Source organism: Comamonas sp. NyZ500 (genome assembly GCF_016772095.1).
Lineage (GTDB): Bacteria > Pseudomonadota > Gammaproteobacteria > Burkholderiales > Burkholderiaceae_C > Comamonas > Comamonas thiooxydans.
This window is the reverse complement of sequence record NZ_JAEIJE010000028.1, coordinates 1-19,042: the sequence shown is the minus strand read 5'-3', so window position 1 is coordinate 19,042 and position 19,042 is coordinate 1. Positions and strand designations below refer to the sequence as shown.

The window sequence follows — 19,042 nt, the reverse complement described above, 5'->3', positions numbered from 1 at the left end:
TCCTTCTTTCTTGTGTGTTAGCCGAGACCTCAAGCGCATTACGCGGTGAGGGCCGCTTTCATTTGTTCCAGACGGGCCTTGACGGAGGTGTCCAGCACCTCGTCGCCCACCACGACGCGAACGCCACCGATCAGCGATTCATCGAGCTTCACGGTGAGATTCAGCTTGCGGCCAAAGCGCTTTTCCAGCGTGGCGCCAAGCTCGGCCAGCGCTGCATCCTCAATCGGGAAAGCGCTGTACACCACGGCATCCGAAGAGCCGCTCTTGCTGTTCACGAGGCTGCGGAACTGGGCTGCCACTTCAGGCAGCACGTCCAGACGGCCGTTTTCGAGGACCACACGCAGGAAGTTGCGTGCGGACTCGGGCAATGCCGACTTGGCCACACCCGTGATGAGATCGAACACTTGCGCGTCGCTCACGTTCGGGTTGTCGGCCAGTTGGCGCAATTGCGGATTGGCGGCAATCGCCGCCAATTCCTCCACCCAAGCGACAGTGCTGTTCAAGTCTGCAGCCTTGTCGGCGCAGGCTTTGAACAATGCTTCGGCGTAAGGGCGGGCAATGGTAGCGAGTTCTGCCATTTTTTGCTTTCCTTACAGCTCTGTCTTCAGGCGGTTCAGCAGATCAGCGTGGATACCGGCATTGACTTCCTTCTTCAGGATCTGCTCGGCACCCTTGACGGCCAGCGCTGCCACTTGCTCACGCAGGGCTTCACGGGCAGCAATGGCTTGCTGGTCAGCTTCAGCGCGGGCAGCAGCAACAATCTTGTTGCCTTCTTCTGTCGCGCGGGCCTTGGCTTCTTCAATGATGGCCTGGGCGCGGCGTTCGGCGTCCGCAAGCCGCGAAGCTGTTTCGTTGCGCGTCTGGGCCAATTCCTGTTCGACGCGCTTGTTGACAGCGGTCAGTTCGGTCTTGGCCTTGTCGGCAGCAGCGAGGCCATCGGCGATTTTCTGGGCTCGCTCATCCAGTGCCTTCGCAATCGGGGGCCACACGAGTTTCATCGTGAACAGCACCAGGATCAGGAAAACAATGGCCTGAACGAACAGGGTCGCGTTGATACTCACGGCAACACCTTTCTATTTAGGGCGTTGATCGGAGCTTAGGCCACCAGTTGGAAGGGGTTGGCGAAAGCGAACAGCAGGGCGATAGCAACACCGATCAGGAAGGCGGCGTCGATCAGACCAGCCAAGATGAACATCTTGGTTTGCAGTTCGTTGATCAGCTCAGGCTGACGTGCCGAAGATTCCAGGAACTTGCCACCCATCAGGGCGATACCGATCGAAGCGCCGATAGCGCCCAGACCAACAATCAGACCACAAGCCAGAGCGACGAGACCGAGAACGTTTTCCATGATGACTCCTAGGGATTAAAGGAAAGAAAGGTTGAAGAGGGAAAGGTCAGTGAGCTTCATGTGCCTGGCCGAGGTAAATCAGCGTCAGCATCATGAAAATGAAGGCCTGCAGGGTAATCACCAGGATGTGGAAGATTGCCCAGATAGAGCCTGCAATGATGTGCCCCACGGGGAGCAACACACCAGAGAGCGACATAGCCGCCGCACCACCCATCAGGGCAATCAGCATGAACACCAACTCACCAGCGTACATGTTGCCGAACAGTCGCATGCCATGCGACACGGTCTTGGCAACGTATTCAATCACCTGCATCAGCAGGTTCACCACGCCCAGGATCAGGGCGAAGACGGGATTCTTGGAAGTGCCGAACGGTGCAGTCACCAGTTCATGCGCCCAGCCGCCCATGCCCTTGATCTTGACGCTGTAGAACAGGCACAGGACCAGCACGGCGAAGGACAGGCCCAGCGTGGTGGACAGGTCGGCGGTGGGCACGACACGCAGATAGGCGTGTTCGTCGGCGGTAGCGCCTTGCCATAGATAGGGCAGCAGATCCACGGGCAGCATGTCCATGGCGTTCATCAGGAAGATCCAGACGAAGACGGTCAGTGCCAGAGGAGCGATGAATTTGCGCGATTGGGCGTTGTGGATATTGGCCTTGGCCTGGTTGTCCACCATCTCGACCAGGATTTCCACGGCGGCCTGGAAGCGGCCGGGCACGCCGGAAGTCGCCTTGCGGGCTGCCAGCCAGAGCACGAAGATGCCGAGCAGACCCAGAACGCCAGCCACCACGATCGAGTCGTAGTTGATGACTGAGAAATCAATGACGGACTTCTGCTTGATGTTTTGCAGGTGTTGCAAGTGGTGAACGATGTATTCACTTGCAGTTGGGGCGTGCGCATCAGCGGCCATCGTCAACTCTCTTCTTAAGCTTCAGTTTTTCGGACACTGGATCGCACCAGCAGTGCAACCCAATACGTTTTCATCACAACAATCAAACCGGCCAGCAACGCCAGCCAACTGAGATCGGGAACCAGCTTTGGCGCAGCCGCCAGCATCGCGATGCACAGCACCAGCTTCACCAGTTCCCAACCGAAAATCCCCGCCATGGCCGCCCCGGCACCTCCCGGCCGTTGACGAACCACACCTCTTGCAAACAGCGCTGCGGGCAACACGACCGCCAGCGCTCCATACGCCGCCGACCAGCCTGCGGCTGCACGCCCCGTCATCAACCACGACAGCAAAGCCACGATAACGCCGACCAGCGTCTGAACGATGACGATGCGCCAGACCGAAACCTGCGGAAAGCGCGAACGCCATGCAGAGGCTTCTTGTGCAGTCAGGGGCTTGAAGTCTTCGACTTCGTCCTCATCCTGAAAATCAGCGGGCATGTTTGTCATGTTTTCTTTCACACCGCTGACCAGGCAAGACTTTTTTACAAAGCCTCTGATTATAAGTAAAAACCCCCGTCGTTAGATAGGGGTTGATACTGTCATGCGCAAAACGTCTTTGACAAGACCTGAGGGTTGTCGCTGAGTGACAACATCTGCCACCCTCAGCTTTGGTGCGGCGCGAGTGTGCCCTAATTGAAATACCTGATTACCCTGAATTGTCTGCCGCCTGCCAGGGGCTTTGCCGGTTTGCCGGCCTCGCCAAGCCATGGATTAGGCCCACGCGCGCAGGGCTGCCCGGCGTGGCGCACAATCTTTCTTACTCATTGACCGGCTGTTTCACCAACGGCAATTTTTCATTCCAGCCAAGGACTCTTCATGAGCGACACGCCCAACCCATCTGCCGCCAACGAGAACGGCCAGCAAGAAGACCCGCGCAAGGATTCGCTGATCGAGTATCCGAGCCAGTTCCCCATCAAGGTGATGGGCGTCAAGAACGAGCATCTGGTGCATGAAATCACCAAGATCGCCGAAAAATTCGACCCCAGCTTTGACGCCAGCACGGTGGAGCTGCGCCCCAGCTCCGGCGGCAACTACCTGGGCGTGACCATCACCATCACGGCCACCAGCCGCGAACAGCTGGACGATACCTACCGCGCACTGACCTCTCACCCCCTGGTGAAGGTCGTGCTGTGAGCAACAGCCCGATTGCTTCCGCCTTGCAGCCCCCCGAAGCCATGGACCTGCGCTTTCTGGGGCGCACCGGCTATGAAGCAACGGTGGTCGCGATGCAGGAGTTCACGCGCACACGCAACTCGGCCACACGTGACGAAGTATGGGTATGCGAGCACTCACCCCACTTCACCCAGGGGCTGGCCGGCAAAATTGAAAATGTTCTGAACCCCGGCGATATTCCCGTGGTGGCCACCAATCGCGGCGGCCAGGTGACCTATCACGGCCCCGGTCAGGTGGTGGCCTATCCGCTGCTGGATCTGCAGCGCATGGGCTACTTCGTCAAAGAGTATGTGTACCGGCTGGAAGATGCGGTGATCCGCACGCTGGAGCATTTCGGCGTCACCGGCCACCGCGTGGCAGGCGCCCCCGGCATCTATGTGCGCCTGGACGATCCGCGCAGCCATGCCATGCTGGAGCAGCGTCCGCAACATCGCGAACCGGGCAGCCCGGCACCCGAGCCGCATTTCGAGGGTCTGGGCAAGATTGCCGCCCTGGGCATCAAGGTCAGCCGCCACAGCACCTACCACGGAGTGGCCCTCAATGTCGATATGGATTTGGAACCTTATTTGCGAATCAACCCTTGCGGATACGCAGGGCTGAGGACGGTGGACCTTTCTACAATCGGCGTACAGACAACCTGGGACGAGGCCGCATCCGTGCTGGGCCGCCAGCTGAAGGCGCGTCTCTCACCCTGAAGGCAAGATCATGAGCACCAATGAAGTCGTGCGCGAAGCGCAGTCCGCCGAAAACTACAACCCGCTGGCCAAGCAGAAGGCTGCTGCCAAGCTGGCACGCATCCCCGTGAAGGTGGAGCAGGCCGAAGTCCTCAAAAAGCCGGAATGGATCCGCGTCAAGGCCGGCAGCCCCAGCACGCGCTTCTACGAGATCAAGGACATTCTGCGCAAGAACAATCTGCACACGGTCTGCGAGGAAGCCAGTTGCCCGAATATCGGCGAGTGCTTTGGCAAGGGCACGGCCACCTTCATGATCATGGGCGACAAGTGCACGCGCCGCTGCCCCTTCTGCGACGTGGGCCATGGCCGCCCCGATCCGCTGGACGTGAACGAGCCGCTGAACCTGGCGCGCACCATTGCCGCGCTGCGCCTGAAGTACGTGGTGATCACCAGCGTGGACCGCGACGACCTGCGCGACGGCGGCTCGGGCCACTTTGTGGAATGCATCAAGAACATCCGCGAGCTCTCTCCCGAGACGCAGATCGAGATCCTGGTGCCCGACTTCCGCGGCCGTGACGACCGCGCGCTGGAAATCCTCAAGTCGGCTCCGCCCGATGTGATGAACCACAATCTGGAAACCGCGCCGCGCCTGTACAAGGAAGCACGCCCCGGCTCCGACTACCAGTTCAGCCTCAACCTGCTCAAGAAGTTCAAGGAACTGCACCCCGATGTGCCGACCAAGAGCGGCATCATGGTGGGCCTGGGCGAGACGGACGAGGAAATCCTGCAGGTGATGCGCGATATGCGCGCCCACAACATCGACATGCTGACCATCGGCCAGTATCTGGCGCCCACCAACAGCCACCTGCCCGTGCGCCGCTATGTGCACCCCGATACCTTCAAGATGTTCGAGCAGGAGGCCTACAAGATGGGCTTCACCCACGCCGCCGTGGGCGCCATGGTGCGCTCGAGCTACCACGCCGACCAGCAGGCCCATGCCGCCGGCGTCTGAGCACCGAAGACAGCACTCACAAAAGCAGCCCCTGTGGCTGCTTTTTTCATGCCCGGATGCCATGAGCAGTACTGCACGCTCCAGTATTTGCCAAAAATAAAGCTCCTGAATAAGGAGCTTGCTGCGCTTTTCTGGCAAAGCTTACATAGCCAATTCATAGCAGTATCGTTGCAGATCATGCGCTAAAAGCTATGAATTTTGATAATCCACTGTTTACATCGAAAAAACGCCTGGCTAACCGGCAAACCGCTGGCTGGCAAAAACGACTGCAGGCTGAACAGGCCCGACGAGTCGCCCCACGATGAAACTGAGCCATGCAGCGCTGGATACCCCACCAGAGTCCTGTGCTGCAAGCTGGGATGGATAGTAACATCAAATGAGAATCAATATCAATTAATTTTCGTTTTCCACAAAAAGAAATCTCCAAACACCTGTTTTGCGGCCATTTCGCAACCGTTGACACCTGCAATCACGGCGCAGGCGGGTCTCAGCAACACTGCAGCACCAGCCGCACTCGGTCGAAGCGACGTGCGCGCAGGTCGTCGCGGCGCATCCACAGATAGACCTGGCCTCCATCGCCCCAGCCCATGCCGCCTTTTTCATCGCTGCCGATCTGCAGCAGCAACAGCCACTGCGTTGCGGTATCGCGTACGGCCCGCGTGGCCTCGTCCGCGTAGGCCTCGCCATTACCGCAGTAATGCCCCGCAGCCACCAACGCGCATTCGGTCTGCATATCACCCTGGACAGGCGTGGGCCAGCCGCCGATGCGATGGCAGCCGCTGTCCTCTCCACCGCTGCTGGCAGCGTTTTGTGCGTCATCGAACCACCATTCGACAAAGCGGTCACGCTGCTCTTCGTCAAGTGCCAGGCCCTGCGAATCCCACTGAGCGCTCTCCAGGGGCAAGGCCGTGACGCAGGCATGCAGTTCGCAGGCCATAGGTGCGAGCCGGCAATGATCGGGCAGCTCTAGCAGCGCCGGCGGCTGCGGGCGCCGCTCGAGCTCGGCATCGCCCTCGGAGAAAATCAGCTTCAGCGCACAGGCATCGGCAGGATTGAAACCCCAGGGCTGCTCCATCAGGTCGTAGAAGACGGACAGCAGCCCGGACTCGGGGAAATCCGCATCCAGAGTCCCGGCGGAGCGGGCTTCGGCGAAGTTGATCTGCGCCACAAAGCTCAGCGGAAAAGTGCTTTCAAGCCTTGCGACGTGCTGCAAGGCCTCTTTGCGAAACAGCAGTACTTGCTCGGGTCTGGCCCATCGCCAGCGGCTGTCGGGAGCAAGGCTGTCTTCGCGATGGGGCTTCACCCGCTGCTCATGGTCCGGATAGCGCCCTCGCTCGGGCCAGGCCACACCGGCTGGCAGGTCGGGACAGCCGCCAAACTTGGTGCTGCCGAACGCAATCTCCGCTTCATCCTCCACCGCTGTGGTCTGCAGCCACACGGCCGGCCTGGCTTGTGCAGCCAGTTGCTGCGCAAGCGCTGCATCTTCCAGCACCGGCTCAAGCGCACGGGCGATTTCCTGCGAATGTGCGTAATTCATCCATCCCTTTTCTGCCTGCCTCGAGGCCGCTCCCTGGGTTCTTCAGGGCGCCAGCATCTGCGCAGGACATTCGCTGCCCAGTACCTCGCAGGCCCAGGGAGCCAGCTTGCTGGAGTCCGCACGCAGCACCTCCTGCTTGACGGCCAGAATCTGCGCGGGGTGCATGGAAAAGCTGCGCAGCCCCAGGCCCAAAAGCAGCCGGGTCATGCTCAGATCACCGGCCATTTCGCCGCAAACGCTGACTTCCTTGCCTGCGGCATTGGCCGCTGCGATGACCTCCGCCACCAGGCGCAGCACGGCCGGATGCATGGGGTCGTAGAGGTGGGCCACGGTTTCGTCGGCACGGTCAATGGCCAGCGTGTACTGGATCAGGTCGTTGGTGCCTATGGACAGAAAGTCGAAATATTGGAGAAAGCTGCGTACCGTCAGGGCGGCCGCCGGGATCTCGATCATGGCGCCCAGCTTGACCGGGCCGTAGGCGACGCCGCGCACATCGAGCTCATGCTGCGCCTGGCGCAGCTGTGCCAGGGTCTGCTCGATCTCGCTGCGATGGGCCAGCATGGGAAACAGCAGCTTGATCTGCCCGTGCGCTGCCGCGCGCAGAATGGCGCGCAGCTGGGTGCGGAACATCACGGGGTCGGCCAGACTCCAGCGTATGGCGCGCAGGCCCAGCGCGGGGTTGAGGTAGTAGTCCTTGGGCTGAGCCTTGTCCAGCGGCTTGTCGGCCCCCACATCCAGCGTGCGGATGGTGACCGGCATGCCTTGCATGCCGTCTATGGCCTCACGATAGGCGCGGTACTGCTCTTCCTCGCCAGGCAGATTGCCGCTGCGCCCCATGAACAGAAACTCGGTACGGAACAGCCCCACGCCAACAGCGCCAGCCCGCACGGCCGCCGCCCCGTCGCTCGGCTGCTCGATGTTGGCCAGCAACTCCACCTTCTGCCCATCCATGGTGAGGGACGGCGTGTAGCGCAGACGGGTCAGGCGCTCGCGCTCCAGTTCGGTCTGGCGCTGGCGAAAGCTGTACTCCGCCAGGATGATGGGCGTGGGGTCCACGATGACCACGCCCTCGTTGCCGTCGATGATGACCCAGTCGTCCTGGCGAATCAGCTGGCTTGCGGCCCGCGCGCCAACCACGGCCGGAATGTCCATGCTGCGCGCGACGATGGCCGTGTGGCTGGTCTTGCCGCCCACGGCTGTGATGAAGCCCGCAAAGACCTTGCTCTTGAACTGCAGCATGTCCGCTGGCGACAGATCCTGCGCCACCAGCACCAGCGGGGTTTCCGTGGTGACGTCGAGAGGCAGCTGCTGTCCATCGGTTGCAGGCACGGCGCCCATTGGAGCCAAAGGCGGTGCAACCTGCGCAAGCGGACTGGCCGCGCCCTTCATGTGGCGCAGAATGCGCTCCACGACCTGCTCCAGATCGGCCTTGCGCTCGCGCAGGTACTCGTCGTCCATCTCGTCGAACTGGCGCGAGACGATTTCCAGCTGCGTGGTCAGCGCCCATTCGGCGTTGTAGAGACGCTCGGAGATCCAGTTGCGAATGGCCTCGGCCAGTGCCTGGTCCTGCAGCAGCATCAGATGCACATCGAGCAGCGCATCCAACTCGCCAGGCGCATCCTTGGGCATTTCTTCCTGAAGCCGGCGCAACTCGTCAATCACCGCATTGCGTGCCGTGCGGGCACGCTGGATCTCCGACTCCACCTGATCGGGCCGGATGAAGTAGTGCACCACCTCCATGCGACTGGAGGCCACAACGACCGCGCGCCCGATGGCAACCCCTCGGGAGACGGCCAGGCCGTGGATGGCAAATGTCATAGCGAATGCCCTTTCGCGAATTTCGCGATTGCTTTTTGCTTGCTTCTTGCTCTTGTTTTTGCAGCAGTCAGCGCCAACTATCGCTGCACTACAGCATCAAAGCTGCTCTACTTCATTGACAGCAAGACCCTGCCTGCTATCAAAAGAGCTAATCGTCAAGCTGCCACCTGCGCGCGGTCAAGCCGCGGCACAGGTGAAGCAGCCTTTACTGGCCTTCGCCAAACTTGTCGTTGATCAGGGCCACCAACGCATCCGTGGCTTCCTGCTCCTGTGCGCCATCGGTTTCCAGCTCCAGCTCGGAGCCTATGCCTGCCGCCAGCATCATCACGCCCATGATGCTCTTGGCATTGACGCGGCGCTCGCCCTTGGTCAGCCAGACCTCGCAGGGGAAGCTGCCGGCCAGCTTGGTGAGCTTGGCCGATGCACGGGCATGCAGGCCCAATTTATTGCTGATGGTGATATTGGTCTTGATCATTGGAAGGTCGTGCGCTTTGATTTTGTCGGGAACTGCCGGCTACCTGCATCACTCCTTGGCTGCCGCCCACCATGGCCCGCGAAACCAGGGCATCCAGCGGCTCATGCCGATAGCCTATGGAGCGCAAAAGCATGGGAAGGTTCACGCCCGCCACCAGCCTGGCCTGCAACAGGCCCGTGAGACGCTGGGCCACGTTACAGGGTGTGGCACCGAACAGATCGGTCAGCACCAGTGTCGGTGCATCCAGCCCGCCATGCGCCACCAGCATGGCCAGGGCACGCTCCAGCGTGGCCTCGGGCGCCTCATCGGAAGGCACGTCCAGGGCCAGCAAGTCGTCAGCGCTATCGGCAAACACATGCAGCGCGCATTCGCGCAATGCAGCGGCCAGAGGAGCGTGAGTGAGCAAAAGAATGCGCGTGGTCATGTAGTCACAGTTCTTGATAGCAAATTATGGCTTGTCGCCGCCGTCAACAAGGGCAATGAGGTGGATGAAGCGAAAGGGTCATGATCTGGATGCGGGCTTATTGCAACTGCAGGCCCGAGAAAAACAGCTCGGCCTCTGCAGGCATGGCCTTGTCAGCGTAAATCACCGCGTGATAGACCCTGGCGCCGCCGCCTTCCAGGCGAGCGAACCAGAGGCCATGCCCCACCACCTTCTGTCCGCTCGGGCCCTGGCCTTCGAACGTGATGCGCAAGGACTGCGGCAGATTCAGCGCCCCCTTGGGCACCCATGGACCGTCTCCCTTGACATTGAGCTTTGTCGCGACGCCGTCTGCCGACTTCAGCTGCTTGAGCACCGCCTGCTGCCAGAACGTCAGAGCCTCGGCCGCGCGGGCGGGCTCGGCCACGGCAAAATGCGATACCGCATAGGTCGCGCCCCGGGCCTCGCAGCCCACCACCGACAGCGGCACCTGGCCCAGGCCCAGATCGACAGGGCGGCTGGCCGTCTGCGCATCGCAGGGCAAGAGTGCTTGCAGCGGCGCATCCTTGAGCTGGGTGGTACGCCAGTTCAGTGCCGGGCTGCAGGCGCCCAGCAGCGCACCGCTGACCAGTAGCGTCGCAGCCCAGAGTCCGGTTTTCTTCATGGCCCATTATCGGCAGCGGCACGGGCCCGACTTGTCACGCAAGCCTAGGGTTGACCCGTGGGTCAAGCAGTAAGAACTGAACTTTCGGCGTGTTTGACACACCAACCCACTGATCAGCAAGGTGCTGAAGATTTGTGCACAATCAATCTCTATGGCAAGCAAACATTGGATCGCAGGCATTGTGGCGGCCGCCGTCATCGGCGTCGGGGCCTGGGTGTATTCGGGCGCAGGGCAAGCCGCGGCGCCGCAATCCACCTTTGTGCTGCTGGACGGCAGCCAGAAAACCACCGCCGACCTCAAGGGCAGGGTGACGCTGGTGAACTTCTGGGCCACCAGCTGCACCACCTGCGTGGCAGAGATGCCCGAGATCATCAGCACCTACCAGAAGTACCAGGGCAAGGGCTTTGACACCCTGGCCGTGGCCATGAGCTACGACCCGCCCAGCTATGTCGTGAACTTCGTCGAATCGCGCAAGCTGCCCTTCCAGGTCGCGCTGGACAACACCGGCAACGTGGCCAAGGCATGGGGCGATGTGCAACTCACCCCCACCACCTTCATCGTCAACAAGCGCGGCGAGATCGTGAAGCGCTATATCGGCGCACCCGACTTTGAGCAACTGCACAAGCTGATCGAGAAGCTGCTGGCAGAACCGGCTGCAGCTTGATTAAAAACCATAGCTCACAGCGCTTGACAGCAGGTCACTTCAACATCAAAAGTGCCTAAAACATAGAAATAGCAAGCGACAGCAGCTCACAAAAAACCGACCATTGGTCGGTTTTTTCATGCCTGGAGCATCGAGCAAGGGCCGCTCCGCGGCGAAGATGCTGTCCCCTGGGGAAGCCGCGCAGCGGCTCAGGGGGCTACTTATTCCGGAAGCTGTCGTGGCAGCTCTTGCAACTATTGGCGGCCGGGCCGAAAGCCGTCTTGAGATTGTCCAGATTTCCGGTCTTGGCGGCAGCGTTGAGCTTGACGACTTCTGCTTCCATCTTGCCCGACAGATCATGGAACTTGGCCTGCTCCTTCCACACCTCAGGTTTGGCCTTGCCGCCTTCGGTGCCGGCGCCGAAGCCGGCCCAGGGCAGCTTGGACATGAAGGCCACAATTTCCGCACTTTCCTGCGCGCTCTTGGCATCAAAGGGCATCTTGCCATTGGCCATGGCGCCTAGGCGACCGAAATGCGTGCCCAGCACGCTCAACGCGCTCTGGCGGTATTTGATGGCATCTTCAGCCTTGGCGAACTGTGCCGAGGCAGGCAGGGCCACGGTGGCAACCACAGCAGCGAATGCCAGAGTGGAAAAAGCTTTCATCGGGGTATCCTTTCTTGGTTCTGCAGCCAGCCGCAGGCGGCTGCCTGACCAGTATGGCAGAGTCACCCAAAGGCCGCGATTTGGGCTTGCAGCCTTGCCAGGGCACAATGTCCGGGTCCATCAGCCATGAAAAAGCCATGACAGAGTCCGCCACACAAGCCTCCACGGAAATCCACAGAATTCGGATCTGGGACCTGCCCACCCGCCTGTTTCACTGGCTGCTGGCAATCTGCATCGTGGCCCTGGTGGTCACTGCCAAGATGGGCGGCAATGCCATGAACTGGCATCTGCTGCTGGGACAGGTGGTGCTGGCCTTGCTGATCTTTCGCATTCTCTGGGGTTTGGTGGGCGGGTACTGGTCGCGCTTTGGCAGCTTCATCCCTTCTGCGGCAGCCATGAGGCGTTATCTCAGTGGCGCGTCGACCACGCAGGACCGCGCAGGCCACAACCCGCTGGGCTCGCTGTCGGTCATCGCGATGCTAATCGTTCTGATAGCGCAAATCGCAAGCGGGCTGATGAGCGATGATGAAATTGCCTTCAGCGGACCGTTGACGCGTTTTGTCTCTGGCGAGCTGATCTCCAAGGCCACCAACTACCACGCCCACTGGGGCCAGTACCTGATTTACGCACTGGTCGCACTGCATCTGCTGGCCCTCATCGGCTACAGCCTCAAGGGCGACAAACTGGTCCCGGCCATGGTCACGGGCGACAAATTGCTGGAGGAGCCCGTTGCTGCGAGCCGCGACACCGCCAGCACCCGGGTTCTGGCTGCGCTGCTGGCCGTGGTGGCAAGCTCTCTTTCCTGGTGGATCCATCAACTGGGGCAGAGTGCTGCTTTCTGAGTTCTGACGCTGCAGGCAGCTGCTTTAACCATGTAAAGCACTTGCCGCTACACTGGGCCTTCTTTCATCATTGCCTAGTTGCCGTGGACAAGCCTGCCGTGGACTTGCTGACGCCCAGCCTGGAGGAAATAGGTGCTGTGCGCCAGATCTTTCAGGAGTATGCGGACAGCCTGAACATCGACCTGGAATTTCAAGGATTCGAATCCGAACTCGCCGCCCTCCCTGGCGAATATGCTGCGCCCCGTGGACAGATTCTGCTGGCTCGCGTGGATGGCAGCATTGCGGGCTGCTGCGCACTGCGTCCTCTTGACGACTCGGACTACCCCAATGCCGCTGAGATGAAGCGCCTGTTCGTGCGCAAGGCTTTTCGTGGCTTTGGCCTCGGGCGTCAACTGGCCGAAGCCATGCTCGATATTGCCCGCCAGGCTGGCTATGACCATGTGCTGCTCGACACACTGGACGATATGGAGTCTGCCCGCGCGCTGTATGTGGACCTGGGCTTCGAGCCCATCGAACCCTACTATCACAATCCGCTTCCAGGCGCACACTACCTCAAGGCCGACCTTTTCTGAGCCCGAATGCAAAAAGGCATTGCCAGTTTGGCAATGCCTTTTTTCTGTGACGCCGCGCAAAGCCGCCTTGCGGCGAGAGCGTCACTCCCGCGCGCAGCGGCTCAGGGCTTCAGCCATCAAGCCTTGGCTTGAGCCAGCATGGTGCCGGCATCGCTGACTTCAAACTTGCCGGGAGCTTCCACGTTCAGGGTCGCAACCTTGCCGTCCTTGACCAGCATGGAGAAGCGGTTGGCGCGCAGGCCCAGACCCTTGCCGTTCAGGTCCAGTGTCAGGCCGGTCGCCTTGGCGAATGCCGCATCGCCGTCGGCAATCATGCGCACCTTGCCGGCCACCTTCTGATCGCGGCCCCAGGCGCCCATCACGAAAGCATCGTTCACGGCCAGGCACCAGATTTCGTCCACGCCCGCAGCCTTGAGCTCTTCAGCCTGGGCCACATAGCCTGGCAGATGCTTTTCGGAGCAGGTGGGCGTGAATGCGCCGGGCACGGCAAACACGGCAATAGTCTTGCCGGCCAGAGCCTCGGGCAGCTTCACGGGGTTGGGACCAAGGCTGCAGCCATTGCCTTCCACTTCCACATATTCCATCAAGGTCACTGCGGGCAGGGCATCACCAACTTTAATCATGACTATCTCCTTTGTTGCAAAGCACGGACCGCATTCTTGGCGGCCCAAATAAAAAAAACGACCCACAGCATTGTGGGTCGTTTTCAAGGGCTTTGCAGCCGGCGGGCCTGGTTAGGCTTACACCAGAGCAGCCTTTTGAACCAAGCGGGTAGCAACCCAGTTCTTGGTCTTGGAGAGAGGACGGCTCTCGGTGATTTCAACCACGTCACCCAGCTTGTACTCACCTTGCTCGTCGTGAGCGTGGTACTTGCTCGACTTGATCATGATCTTGTCGTAGATGGGGTGCTTGACGCGGCGTTCCACCAGAACGGTCACAGTCTTGGCACGCTTGTCGCTGACCACCTTGCCAATCAAGGTGCGCTTGAGGGATGTTTTAGCTTCCGTCATGTCGGCTCCTTACTTGGCGGCTTGCTTTTCAGCAAGGATGGTCTTGGCACGAGCGATGTCACGGCGTGTAGCCTTGATGGTCGCAGTGTTGCCCAGTTGTTGCGTGGCCTTTTGCATGCGCAGACCGAAGTGAGCCTTTTGCAGGGACTTCACTTCAGCTTCCAGACCAGCCACGTCTTTTTGGCGGAGTTCAGCAGATTTCGTCATGTTGATCTCCTTAAGCACCAATGTGACGGGACACGAAGGTCGTGCGCAGAGGCAGCTTTGCAGCAGCCAGGCGGAACGCTTCACGGGCCAGCTCTTCAGGCACACCCACGATTTCGTAGATCACCTTGCCGGGCTGGATTTCGGCCACGTAGTACTCGGGGTTGCCCTTACCGTTACCCATACGCACTTCGGCGGGCTTGGTAGAGATGGGCTTGTCCGGGAACACGCGGATCCAGATACGACCACCACGCTTGACGTGACGGGAAATTGCACGACGTGCAGCTTCGATCTGGCGTGCGGTCAGACGACCACGGTCAGTAGACTTCAAACCGAAATCGCCGAAGGCAACGGAGTTGCCACGGGTAGCGATGCCGGTGTTGCGGCCTTTTTGTTCCTTACGGAACTTGCGGCGTGCAGGTTGCAGCATGTTTATTCTCCTTTACCGTCCGCTGCTGTAGCGGGCGCGTCGGCCTTACGAACGCGCTTAACGGAATCAGCACCAGCGCCAGCAGGCTTGTCGCTGCCATCGGCAGGAGCGGCATTGGTGCCTGCGGGACGACGGCCACCACGGCCAGCGCCATCACGGCCATCACGGCGACCGTCACGACGGGGACCACGAGGACGACGCTCGTCTTCAGGACGGGGCGTTTCCACGGCGGGCAGATCGTTGCGGCCCAGGGTGTCACCCTTGTAGACCCAGACCTTCACGCCGATGATGCCGTAAGTCGTCTTGGCTTCGGAGAAGCCGTAGTCGATGTCGGCACGCAGAGTGTGCAGAGGCACGCGGCCTTCGCGGTACCACTCGGTACGAGCGATTTCGATACCGTTCAGACGACCGGAAGACATGATCTTGATGCCTTGAGCACCCAGACGCATGGCGTTCTGCATGGCACGCTTCATGGCGCGGCGGAACATGATGCGCTTTTCCAGCTGTTGGCAGATGGAGTCAGCGATCAGCTTGGCATCGATTTCAGGCTTGCGCACTTCTTCGATGTTCACAGCCACGGGCACGCCCAGGCGAGCAGCGAGTTCCTTCTTCAGGGCTTCGATGTCTTCACCCTTCTTGCCGATCACCACGCCCGGACGAGCCGAGAAAATGGTGATGCGGGCGTTCTTGGCAGGACGCTCGATCAGAACGCGAGCCACGGCGGCGTTCTTCAGCTTGGCCTTCAGGTACTCGCGCACCTTGATGTCTTCGGCCAGCATGCCGGCGAAGTCACGGTTGCTAGCGTACCAGCGGCTTGCCCAGTTGCGGCTCACCGCCAGACGGAAGCCGGTAGGATGGATTTTCTGTCCCATATTCTTCCTTAAGGCCTCAGTTACCCACTGTCACGTAGATGTGGCAGGTAGGCTTGCTGATGCGGTTGCCGCGGCCCTTGGCGCGAGCAGTGAAACGCTTGAGCGTAGTGCCTTGCTCGACGTAGATGGTCTTGACCTTCAGTTCGTCGATATCGGCGCCGTCGTTGTGCTCAGCGTTGGCGATAGCGGATTCCAGAACCTTCTTCACGATCACTGCAGCTTTTTTCTGCGTGAACTGGAGAATGTTCAGAGCTTGATCCACCTTCTTGCCGCGGATCAGATCCGCGACCAGGCGACCCTTGTCAACAGACAGGCGGACGCCACGGAGAACAGCACGTGTTTCAGACATGTTCTATTCCTTACTTCTTGGCTTTCTTGTCCGCAGGGTGACCCTTGAAGGTACGAGTCAGCGCGAATTCACCCAGCTTGTGGCCAACCATCTGGTCAGTCACATAAACCGGCACGTGTTGCTTGCCGTTGTGCACGGCGATGGTCAGACCGATGAACTCGGGCAGGACCATGGAGCGACGCGACCAGGTCTTCACTGGCTTCTTGTCCTTGGTGGCGATGGCCTTTTCGACCTTGGCCAGCAAGTGATGGTCAACAAACGGACCCTTTTTAAGAGAACGAGTCATTTGCTACCCCTTACTTCTTACGGCGCGACACGATCATGGTCTGTGTGCGCTTGTTGTTACGGGTGCGGTAGCCCTTCGTCAGATTGCCCCATGGGTCAACTGGGTGACGGCCTTCACCGGTCTTACCTTCACCACCACCGTGCGGGTGGTCGACAGGGTTCATGACCGTACCGCGGACGGTAGGACGAATACCCATCCAACGCTTCACACCGGCCTTGCCCAGACGGCGCAGGCTGTGTTCTTCGTTGGCAACTTCACCGATGGTGGCGCGGCACTCGATGTGCACCTTGCGGACTTCGCCCGAACGCATACGCACTTGAGCGTAGATGCCTTCGCGAGCCAGCAGAGTGGCGGAGGTACCAGCCGAGCGAGCGATCTGAGCACCGGCACCGATCTTCAGTTCGATGCAGTGGATGGTCGAGCCCACGGGGATGTTGCGGATAGGCAGGGTGTTGCCCACGCGGATAGGAGCTTCGGAGCCGCTGATGATGGTAGCGCCGACTTCCAGGTTGCGAGGAGCAATGACGTAGCGACGCTCGCCGTCTGCGTAGCACACCAGAGCGATGTGGGCAGTACGGTTGGGGTCGTATTCAATGCGCTCAACCTTGGCGGGGATACCGTCCTTGTTGCGCTTGAAGTCCACCACACGGTAGTGGTGCTTGTGACCACCGCCCTTGTGGCGAGTTGTGATGTGACCGTTGTTATTACGACCGGCCTTCTGGAATTGAGCTTCCAGCAGGGGGGCAAAACCCTCACCCTTGTGCAGGTGGTCGCGAGTAACCTTCACCGCGCCGCGTTGGCCGGGGGTCGTAGGTTTGAGCTTGATAACAGCCATGATTACGCAGCCTCCCCAGACAGGTTCAGCTCTTGACCGGGCTTGAGCATCACGTATGCCTTGCGCACATTGTCGCGACGGCCCACGGTCTTGCCAAAGCGCTTGGTCTTGCCCTTGGTGTTCACCACAGACACGCCAGCCACTTCAACCTTGAACATCAATTCCACAGCGGCCTTGATTTCGGGCTTGGTAGCGTTCTGCAGCACCTTGAATGTCACAGCATTGGACTTTTCAGCAACCAGAGTGGCCTTTTCGGACACGATGGGAGCGACCAGCACTTGCATCAGACGACCTTCGTCAAACTTGGTAGTGCTCATGCGAACATCTCCTTGAGTTTGTCGATCGCACCCTTGGTGACGAGCACTTTCTTGTAGTGCACCAGCGACACGGGGTCTGCATAGCGCGGCTCAACCACGAACACGTTCTTCAGATTGCGGGATGCCAGGTACAGGTTCTCGTCGATTTCTTCAGCGATCACCATCACCGACGAAGACAGGTTCATAGCCTTGAACTTGTCTGCCAGCACCTTGGTCTTGGGGGTATCCAGCGTCAGGGATTCCACAACTGCCAGACGGCCTTCGCGGGCCAGCTGAGACAGGATGGAAGCCATACCGGCGCGGTACATCTTCTTGTTGATCTTCTGCGAGAAGTTTTCTTCGGGCAGATTGGGGAAGATGCGACCGCCGCCACGCCACAGAGGCGAGGAGGACATACCAGCACGTGCACGGCCTGTACCCTTTTGCTTGAAAGGCTTGGCAGTGGTGTGACGCACTTGTTCACGGTCCTTCTGGGCGCGAGTGCCTTGACGTGCGTTGGCACGGTAGGCAGTCACCAGCTGGTGGACCAGATCTTCGTTGAATTCACGACCGAACACAGTCTCGGGAGCTTCCACCTTGGAAGCGGCCTGGCCTTGTTCATTCAGGAGTTCGAGCTGCATTAGTTCGCTCCTTTGGAAGCTTTAGCCTTGATCGCGGGGCGCACGGAAACGAAGCCACCCTTGGCACCAGGAATGGCACCCTTGATCAACAGCAGTTGGCGTGCTTCGTCGATACGAACCACGTCGAGGTTTTGAGTAGTGACGGTTTCGTCGCCCATGTGGCCAGTCATACGCTTACCGGGGAACACGCGACCGGGGTCTTGTGCCATACCGATAGAACCGGGAACATTGTGCGAACGGCTGTTACCGTGCGAAGCGCGCTGCGAACTGAAGTTGTGGCGCTTGATCGTGCCGGCGTAACCCTTACCGATGGAGGTGCCTTGCACGTCCACCTTCTGGCCAACGCTGAACAGCTCTGCCACAGGCAGAACGGCACCAGCGGCATACTTGCCAGCGGTTTCATCAGTCACGCGGAATTCACGGGTCACTTCACCGGCTTCGACACCCGCCTTGGCGAGGTGGCCGGCTTGAGGCTTGGTCACGCGAGAAGCCTTGCGTGCACCGAAAGTGACCTGCAGGGCCACATAGCCATCGTTCTCTTGGGTTTTGACCTGAGTCACGCGGTTGTTAGAAACATCCACCACTGTGACAGGCACTGCGTCCCCATCATCAGTGAACAGACGCATCATGCCCACCTTGCGACCCAGCAACCCCAGGGAGTTGCTCAGACTCATTTGTTTGCTCCAAAACTTTTGCCGCTGAAACTGCAATTGGCCCAGCGTTGTGCCTTAGCAATCATGCCTAGCACACAAAAGAAGGTTAATAAAACTTCGCATCAAAGGCGAAGCTCCAAATTTTAACGCGAACTGCTTTTTCAAGCAAGTTCGCGTTAAACAAAGACCCTTAAAAGCCTCTTGCGAGGCCTCCAAAACTCTTATTGCAGTTTGATCTCGACGTCCACACCTGCGGGCAGGTCCAGCTTCATCAGAGCGTCAACAGTCTTGTCAGTCGGATCCACGATGTCCATCAGACGCTGGTGCGTACGGATTTCGAACTGGTCACGGCTGGTCTTGTTGACGTGAGGCGAACGCAGGATGTCGAAGCGCTTCATGCGTGTCGGCAGGGGCACGGGACCCTTGACGATGGCGCCGGTACGCTTGGCGGTATCAACGATTTCGGCTGCAGACTGGTCGATCAGCTTGTAATCGAAAGCCTTCAGACGGATGCGGATTTTTTGCTTAGACATTGTTAATTCCTAGCTTTTCTAAGAATTAGGCAATGATCGTGGCAACCACACCGGCACCAACGGTACGACCACCTTCGCGGATAGCGAAGCGCAGACCTTCTTCCATGGCGATGGGGGAGATCAGCTTCACAGTGATCGA

General features: G+C 59.7%; 29 protein-coding genes and 1 pseudogene. 6 read left to right on the top strand and 24 right to left on the bottom strand.

Annotation, left to right across the window (positions count from 1 at the left end; translation table 11 throughout):
• Positions 1 to 38: 38 nt before the first annotated feature.
• Genes JAO85_RS23895 through JAO85_RS23875 form a run of 5 tightly spaced genes read right to left on the bottom strand, consistent with a single transcriptional unit; the run spans position 39 to position 2,737 of the window.
• The gene (locus JAO85_RS23895; protein ID WP_003065404.1) at positions 39 to 578 is read right to left on the bottom strand and encodes a F0F1 ATP synthase subunit delta; all 540 of its coding nucleotides are present in this window, start codon (positions 576 to 578) and stop codon (positions 39 to 41) included.
• A gap of 12 nt (positions 579 to 590) precedes the next feature.
• Positions 591 to 1,061 (bottom strand): F0F1 ATP synthase subunit B, encoded by a 471-nt coding sequence (locus JAO85_RS23890; protein WP_003065405.1) that lies wholly within the window; start codon positions 1,059 to 1,061, stop codon positions 591 to 593.
• 35 nt (positions 1,062 to 1,096) lie between these two features.
• Complete coding sequence (atpE, locus tag JAO85_RS23885; RefSeq protein ID WP_003059376.1) at positions 1,097 to 1,348, bottom strand: F0F1 ATP synthase subunit C; 252 nt, start codon at positions 1,346 to 1,348, stop codon at positions 1,097 to 1,099.
• Between the two features lie 46 nt (positions 1,349 to 1,394).
• Positions 1,395 to 2,258: a F0F1 ATP synthase subunit A gene (gene atpB / locus JAO85_RS23880; protein ID WP_003065408.1), complete on the bottom strand. Its 864-nt coding sequence runs from the start codon at positions 2,256 to 2,258 to the stop codon at positions 1,395 to 1,397.
• Positions 2,259 to 2,272: 14 nt separating this feature from the next.
• The gene (locus tag JAO85_RS23875) at positions 2,273 to 2,737 is read right to left on the bottom strand and encodes an ATP synthase subunit I (RefSeq protein ID WP_003065409.1); all 465 of its coding nucleotides are present in this window, start codon (positions 2,735 to 2,737) and stop codon (positions 2,273 to 2,275) included.
• A 378-nt stretch (positions 2,738 to 3,115) separates the two neighbouring features.
• Between JAO85_RS23875 and JAO85_RS23870 the strand changes: the two genes are divergently transcribed.
• The 3 genes from JAO85_RS23870 to lipA are packed head-to-tail and all read left to right on the top strand — an operon-like array spanning position 3,116 to position 5,158.
• Entirely contained in the window at positions 3,116 to 3,433 is a 318-nt protein-coding gene (locus tag JAO85_RS23870) for a YbeD family protein (protein WP_003065410.1), read from the top strand.
• Between the two features lie 41 nt (positions 3,434 to 3,474).
• Entirely contained in the window at positions 3,475 to 4,167 is a 693-nt protein-coding gene (gene lipB, locus JAO85_RS23865; RefSeq protein ID WP_046462156.1) for a lipoyl(octanoyl) transferase LipB, read from the top strand.
• A 10-nt stretch (positions 4,168 to 4,177) separates the two neighbouring features.
• Positions 4,178 to 5,158 carry a lipoyl synthase gene (gene lipA / locus JAO85_RS23860; protein ID WP_003059385.1) on the top strand — a complete coding sequence of 327 codons (981 nt, stop codon included), beginning with the start codon at positions 4,178 to 4,180 and terminating at the stop codon, positions 5,156 to 5,158.
• Positions 5,159 to 5,645: 487 nt separating this feature from the next.
• On the opposite strand, the gene JAO85_RS23855 is transcribed toward lipA, so the two are convergent.
• From JAO85_RS23855 to JAO85_RS23835, 5 genes are all read right to left on the bottom strand, one after another.
• On the bottom strand, positions 5,646 to 6,695 hold the full coding sequence (locus JAO85_RS23855) for a DUF1963 domain-containing protein (RefSeq protein ID WP_202789164.1): 1,050 nt from the start codon (positions 6,693 to 6,695) through the stop codon (positions 5,646 to 5,648).
• Positions 6,696 to 6,737: 42 nt separating this feature from the next.
• The gene (ptsP, locus tag JAO85_RS23850; RefSeq protein WP_202789163.1) at positions 6,738 to 8,513 is read right to left on the bottom strand and encodes a phosphoenolpyruvate--protein phosphotransferase; all 1,776 of its coding nucleotides are present in this window, start codon (positions 8,511 to 8,513) and stop codon (positions 6,738 to 6,740) included.
• Positions 8,514 to 8,718: 205 nt separating this feature from the next.
• Positions 8,719 to 8,988 carry an HPr family phosphocarrier protein gene (locus JAO85_RS23845; protein ID WP_034359051.1) on the bottom strand — a complete coding sequence of 90 codons (270 nt, stop codon included), beginning with the start codon at positions 8,986 to 8,988 and terminating at the stop codon, positions 8,719 to 8,721.
• A complete protein-coding gene (locus JAO85_RS23840; protein WP_003065414.1) occupies positions 8,957 to 9,412 on the bottom strand; it encodes a PTS sugar transporter subunit IIA in 456 nt (151 codons plus the stop codon). Before JAO85_RS23840 ends, JAO85_RS23845 begins: the two co-directional genes overlap by 32 nt.
• A 97-nt stretch (positions 9,413 to 9,509) precedes the next feature.
• Positions 9,510 to 10,073, bottom strand: coding sequence for a hypothetical protein (locus JAO85_RS23835; RefSeq protein ID WP_054073293.1), 564 nt, complete (start codon positions 10,071 to 10,073; stop codon positions 9,510 to 9,512).
• 151 nt (positions 10,074 to 10,224) lie between these two features.
• Between JAO85_RS23835 and JAO85_RS23830 the strand changes: the two genes are divergently transcribed.
• Complete coding sequence (locus tag JAO85_RS23830; protein WP_039050689.1) at positions 10,225 to 10,737, top strand: TlpA disulfide reductase family protein; 513 nt, start codon at positions 10,225 to 10,227, stop codon at positions 10,735 to 10,737.
• Positions 10,738 to 10,933: 196 nt separating this feature from the next.
• On the opposite strand, the gene JAO85_RS23825 is transcribed toward JAO85_RS23830, so the two are convergent.
• The gene (locus JAO85_RS23825) at positions 10,934 to 11,380 is read right to left on the bottom strand and encodes a cytochrome c (protein WP_003065417.1); all 447 of its coding nucleotides are present in this window, start codon (positions 11,378 to 11,380) and stop codon (positions 10,934 to 10,936) included.
• Positions 11,381 to 11,517: 137 nt separating this feature from the next.
• Here JAO85_RS23825 and JAO85_RS23820 point away from each other — a divergent pair, with 137 nt between their 5' ends.
• Positions 11,518 to 12,222, top strand: coding sequence for a DUF4017 family protein (locus JAO85_RS23820; protein WP_237734981.1), 705 nt, complete (start codon positions 11,518 to 11,520; stop codon positions 12,220 to 12,222).
• 83 nt (positions 12,223 to 12,305) lie between these two features.
• The gene (locus JAO85_RS23815) at positions 12,306 to 12,794 is read left to right on the top strand and encodes a GNAT family N-acetyltransferase (RefSeq protein WP_003065419.1); all 489 of its coding nucleotides are present in this window, start codon (positions 12,306 to 12,308) and stop codon (positions 12,792 to 12,794) included.
• 116 nt (positions 12,795 to 12,910) lie between these two features.
• On the opposite strand, the gene JAO85_RS23810 is transcribed toward JAO85_RS23815, so the two are convergent.
• The 13 genes and pseudogenes from JAO85_RS23810 to JAO85_RS23750 form a co-directional block, all read right to left on the bottom strand.
• Entirely contained in the window at positions 12,911 to 13,417 is a 507-nt protein-coding gene (locus JAO85_RS23810; protein WP_039050690.1) for a peroxiredoxin, read from the bottom strand.
• Positions 13,418 to 13,534: 117 nt separating this feature from the next.
• Positions 13,535 to 13,804: a 30S ribosomal protein S17 gene (rpsQ, locus tag JAO85_RS23805; protein ID WP_003059401.1), complete on the bottom strand. Its 270-nt coding sequence runs from the start codon at positions 13,802 to 13,804 to the stop codon at positions 13,535 to 13,537.
• A 9-nt stretch (positions 13,805 to 13,813) separates the two neighbouring features.
• On the bottom strand, positions 13,814 to 14,011 hold the full coding sequence (rpmC, locus tag JAO85_RS23800; RefSeq protein WP_003059403.1) for a 50S ribosomal protein L29: 198 nt from the start codon (positions 14,009 to 14,011) through the stop codon (positions 13,814 to 13,816).
• 10 nt (positions 14,012 to 14,021) lie between these two features.
• Positions 14,022 to 14,438: a 50S ribosomal protein L16 gene (gene rplP / locus JAO85_RS23795; RefSeq protein WP_003059405.1), complete on the bottom strand. Its 417-nt coding sequence runs from the start codon at positions 14,436 to 14,438 to the stop codon at positions 14,022 to 14,024.
• 2 nt (positions 14,439 to 14,440) lie between these two features.
• Positions 14,441 to 15,310: a 30S ribosomal protein S3 gene (gene rpsC, locus JAO85_RS23790; RefSeq protein ID WP_003059406.1), complete on the bottom strand. Its 870-nt coding sequence runs from the start codon at positions 15,308 to 15,310 to the stop codon at positions 14,441 to 14,443.
• Between the two features lie 16 nt (positions 15,311 to 15,326).
• Complete coding sequence (gene rplV, locus JAO85_RS23785) at positions 15,327 to 15,659, bottom strand: 50S ribosomal protein L22 (RefSeq protein WP_003059408.1); 333 nt, start codon at positions 15,657 to 15,659, stop codon at positions 15,327 to 15,329.
• Between the two features lie 10 nt (positions 15,660 to 15,669).
• On the bottom strand, positions 15,670 to 15,945 hold the full coding sequence (gene rpsS, locus JAO85_RS23780; RefSeq protein ID WP_003059413.1) for a 30S ribosomal protein S19: 276 nt from the start codon (positions 15,943 to 15,945) through the stop codon (positions 15,670 to 15,672).
• 10 nt (positions 15,946 to 15,955) lie between these two features.
• Positions 15,956 to 16,780, bottom strand: a complete 825-nt coding sequence (gene rplB / locus JAO85_RS23775; protein WP_003059414.1) for a 50S ribosomal protein L2 — start codon at positions 16,778 to 16,780, stop codon at positions 15,956 to 15,958.
• Positions 16,781 to 16,782: 2 nt separating this feature from the next.
• The gene (gene rplW, locus JAO85_RS23770) at positions 16,783 to 17,097 is read right to left on the bottom strand and encodes a 50S ribosomal protein L23 (RefSeq protein ID WP_003059415.1); all 315 of its coding nucleotides are present in this window, start codon (positions 17,095 to 17,097) and stop codon (positions 16,783 to 16,785) included.
• Entirely contained in the window at positions 17,094 to 17,717 is a 624-nt protein-coding gene (gene rplD, locus JAO85_RS23765; protein WP_003065421.1) for a 50S ribosomal protein L4, read from the bottom strand. Before rplD ends, rplW begins: the two co-directional genes overlap by 4 nt.
• The gene (gene rplC, locus JAO85_RS23760; protein ID WP_003059417.1) at positions 17,717 to 18,391 is read right to left on the bottom strand and encodes a 50S ribosomal protein L3; all 675 of its coding nucleotides are present in this window, start codon (positions 18,389 to 18,391) and stop codon (positions 17,717 to 17,719) included. The genes rplD and rplC overlap by 1 nt, the downstream gene beginning before the upstream one ends.
• Before the next feature lie 200 nt (positions 18,392 to 18,591).
• A complete protein-coding gene (gene rpsJ, locus JAO85_RS23755; protein ID WP_003059431.1) occupies positions 18,592 to 18,903 on the bottom strand; it encodes a 30S ribosomal protein S10 in 312 nt (103 codons plus the stop codon).
• Between the two features lie 25 nt (positions 18,904 to 18,928).
• Positions 18,929 to 19,042, bottom strand: a pseudogene (locus tag JAO85_RS23750) (elongation factor Tu); the annotation flags it as partial.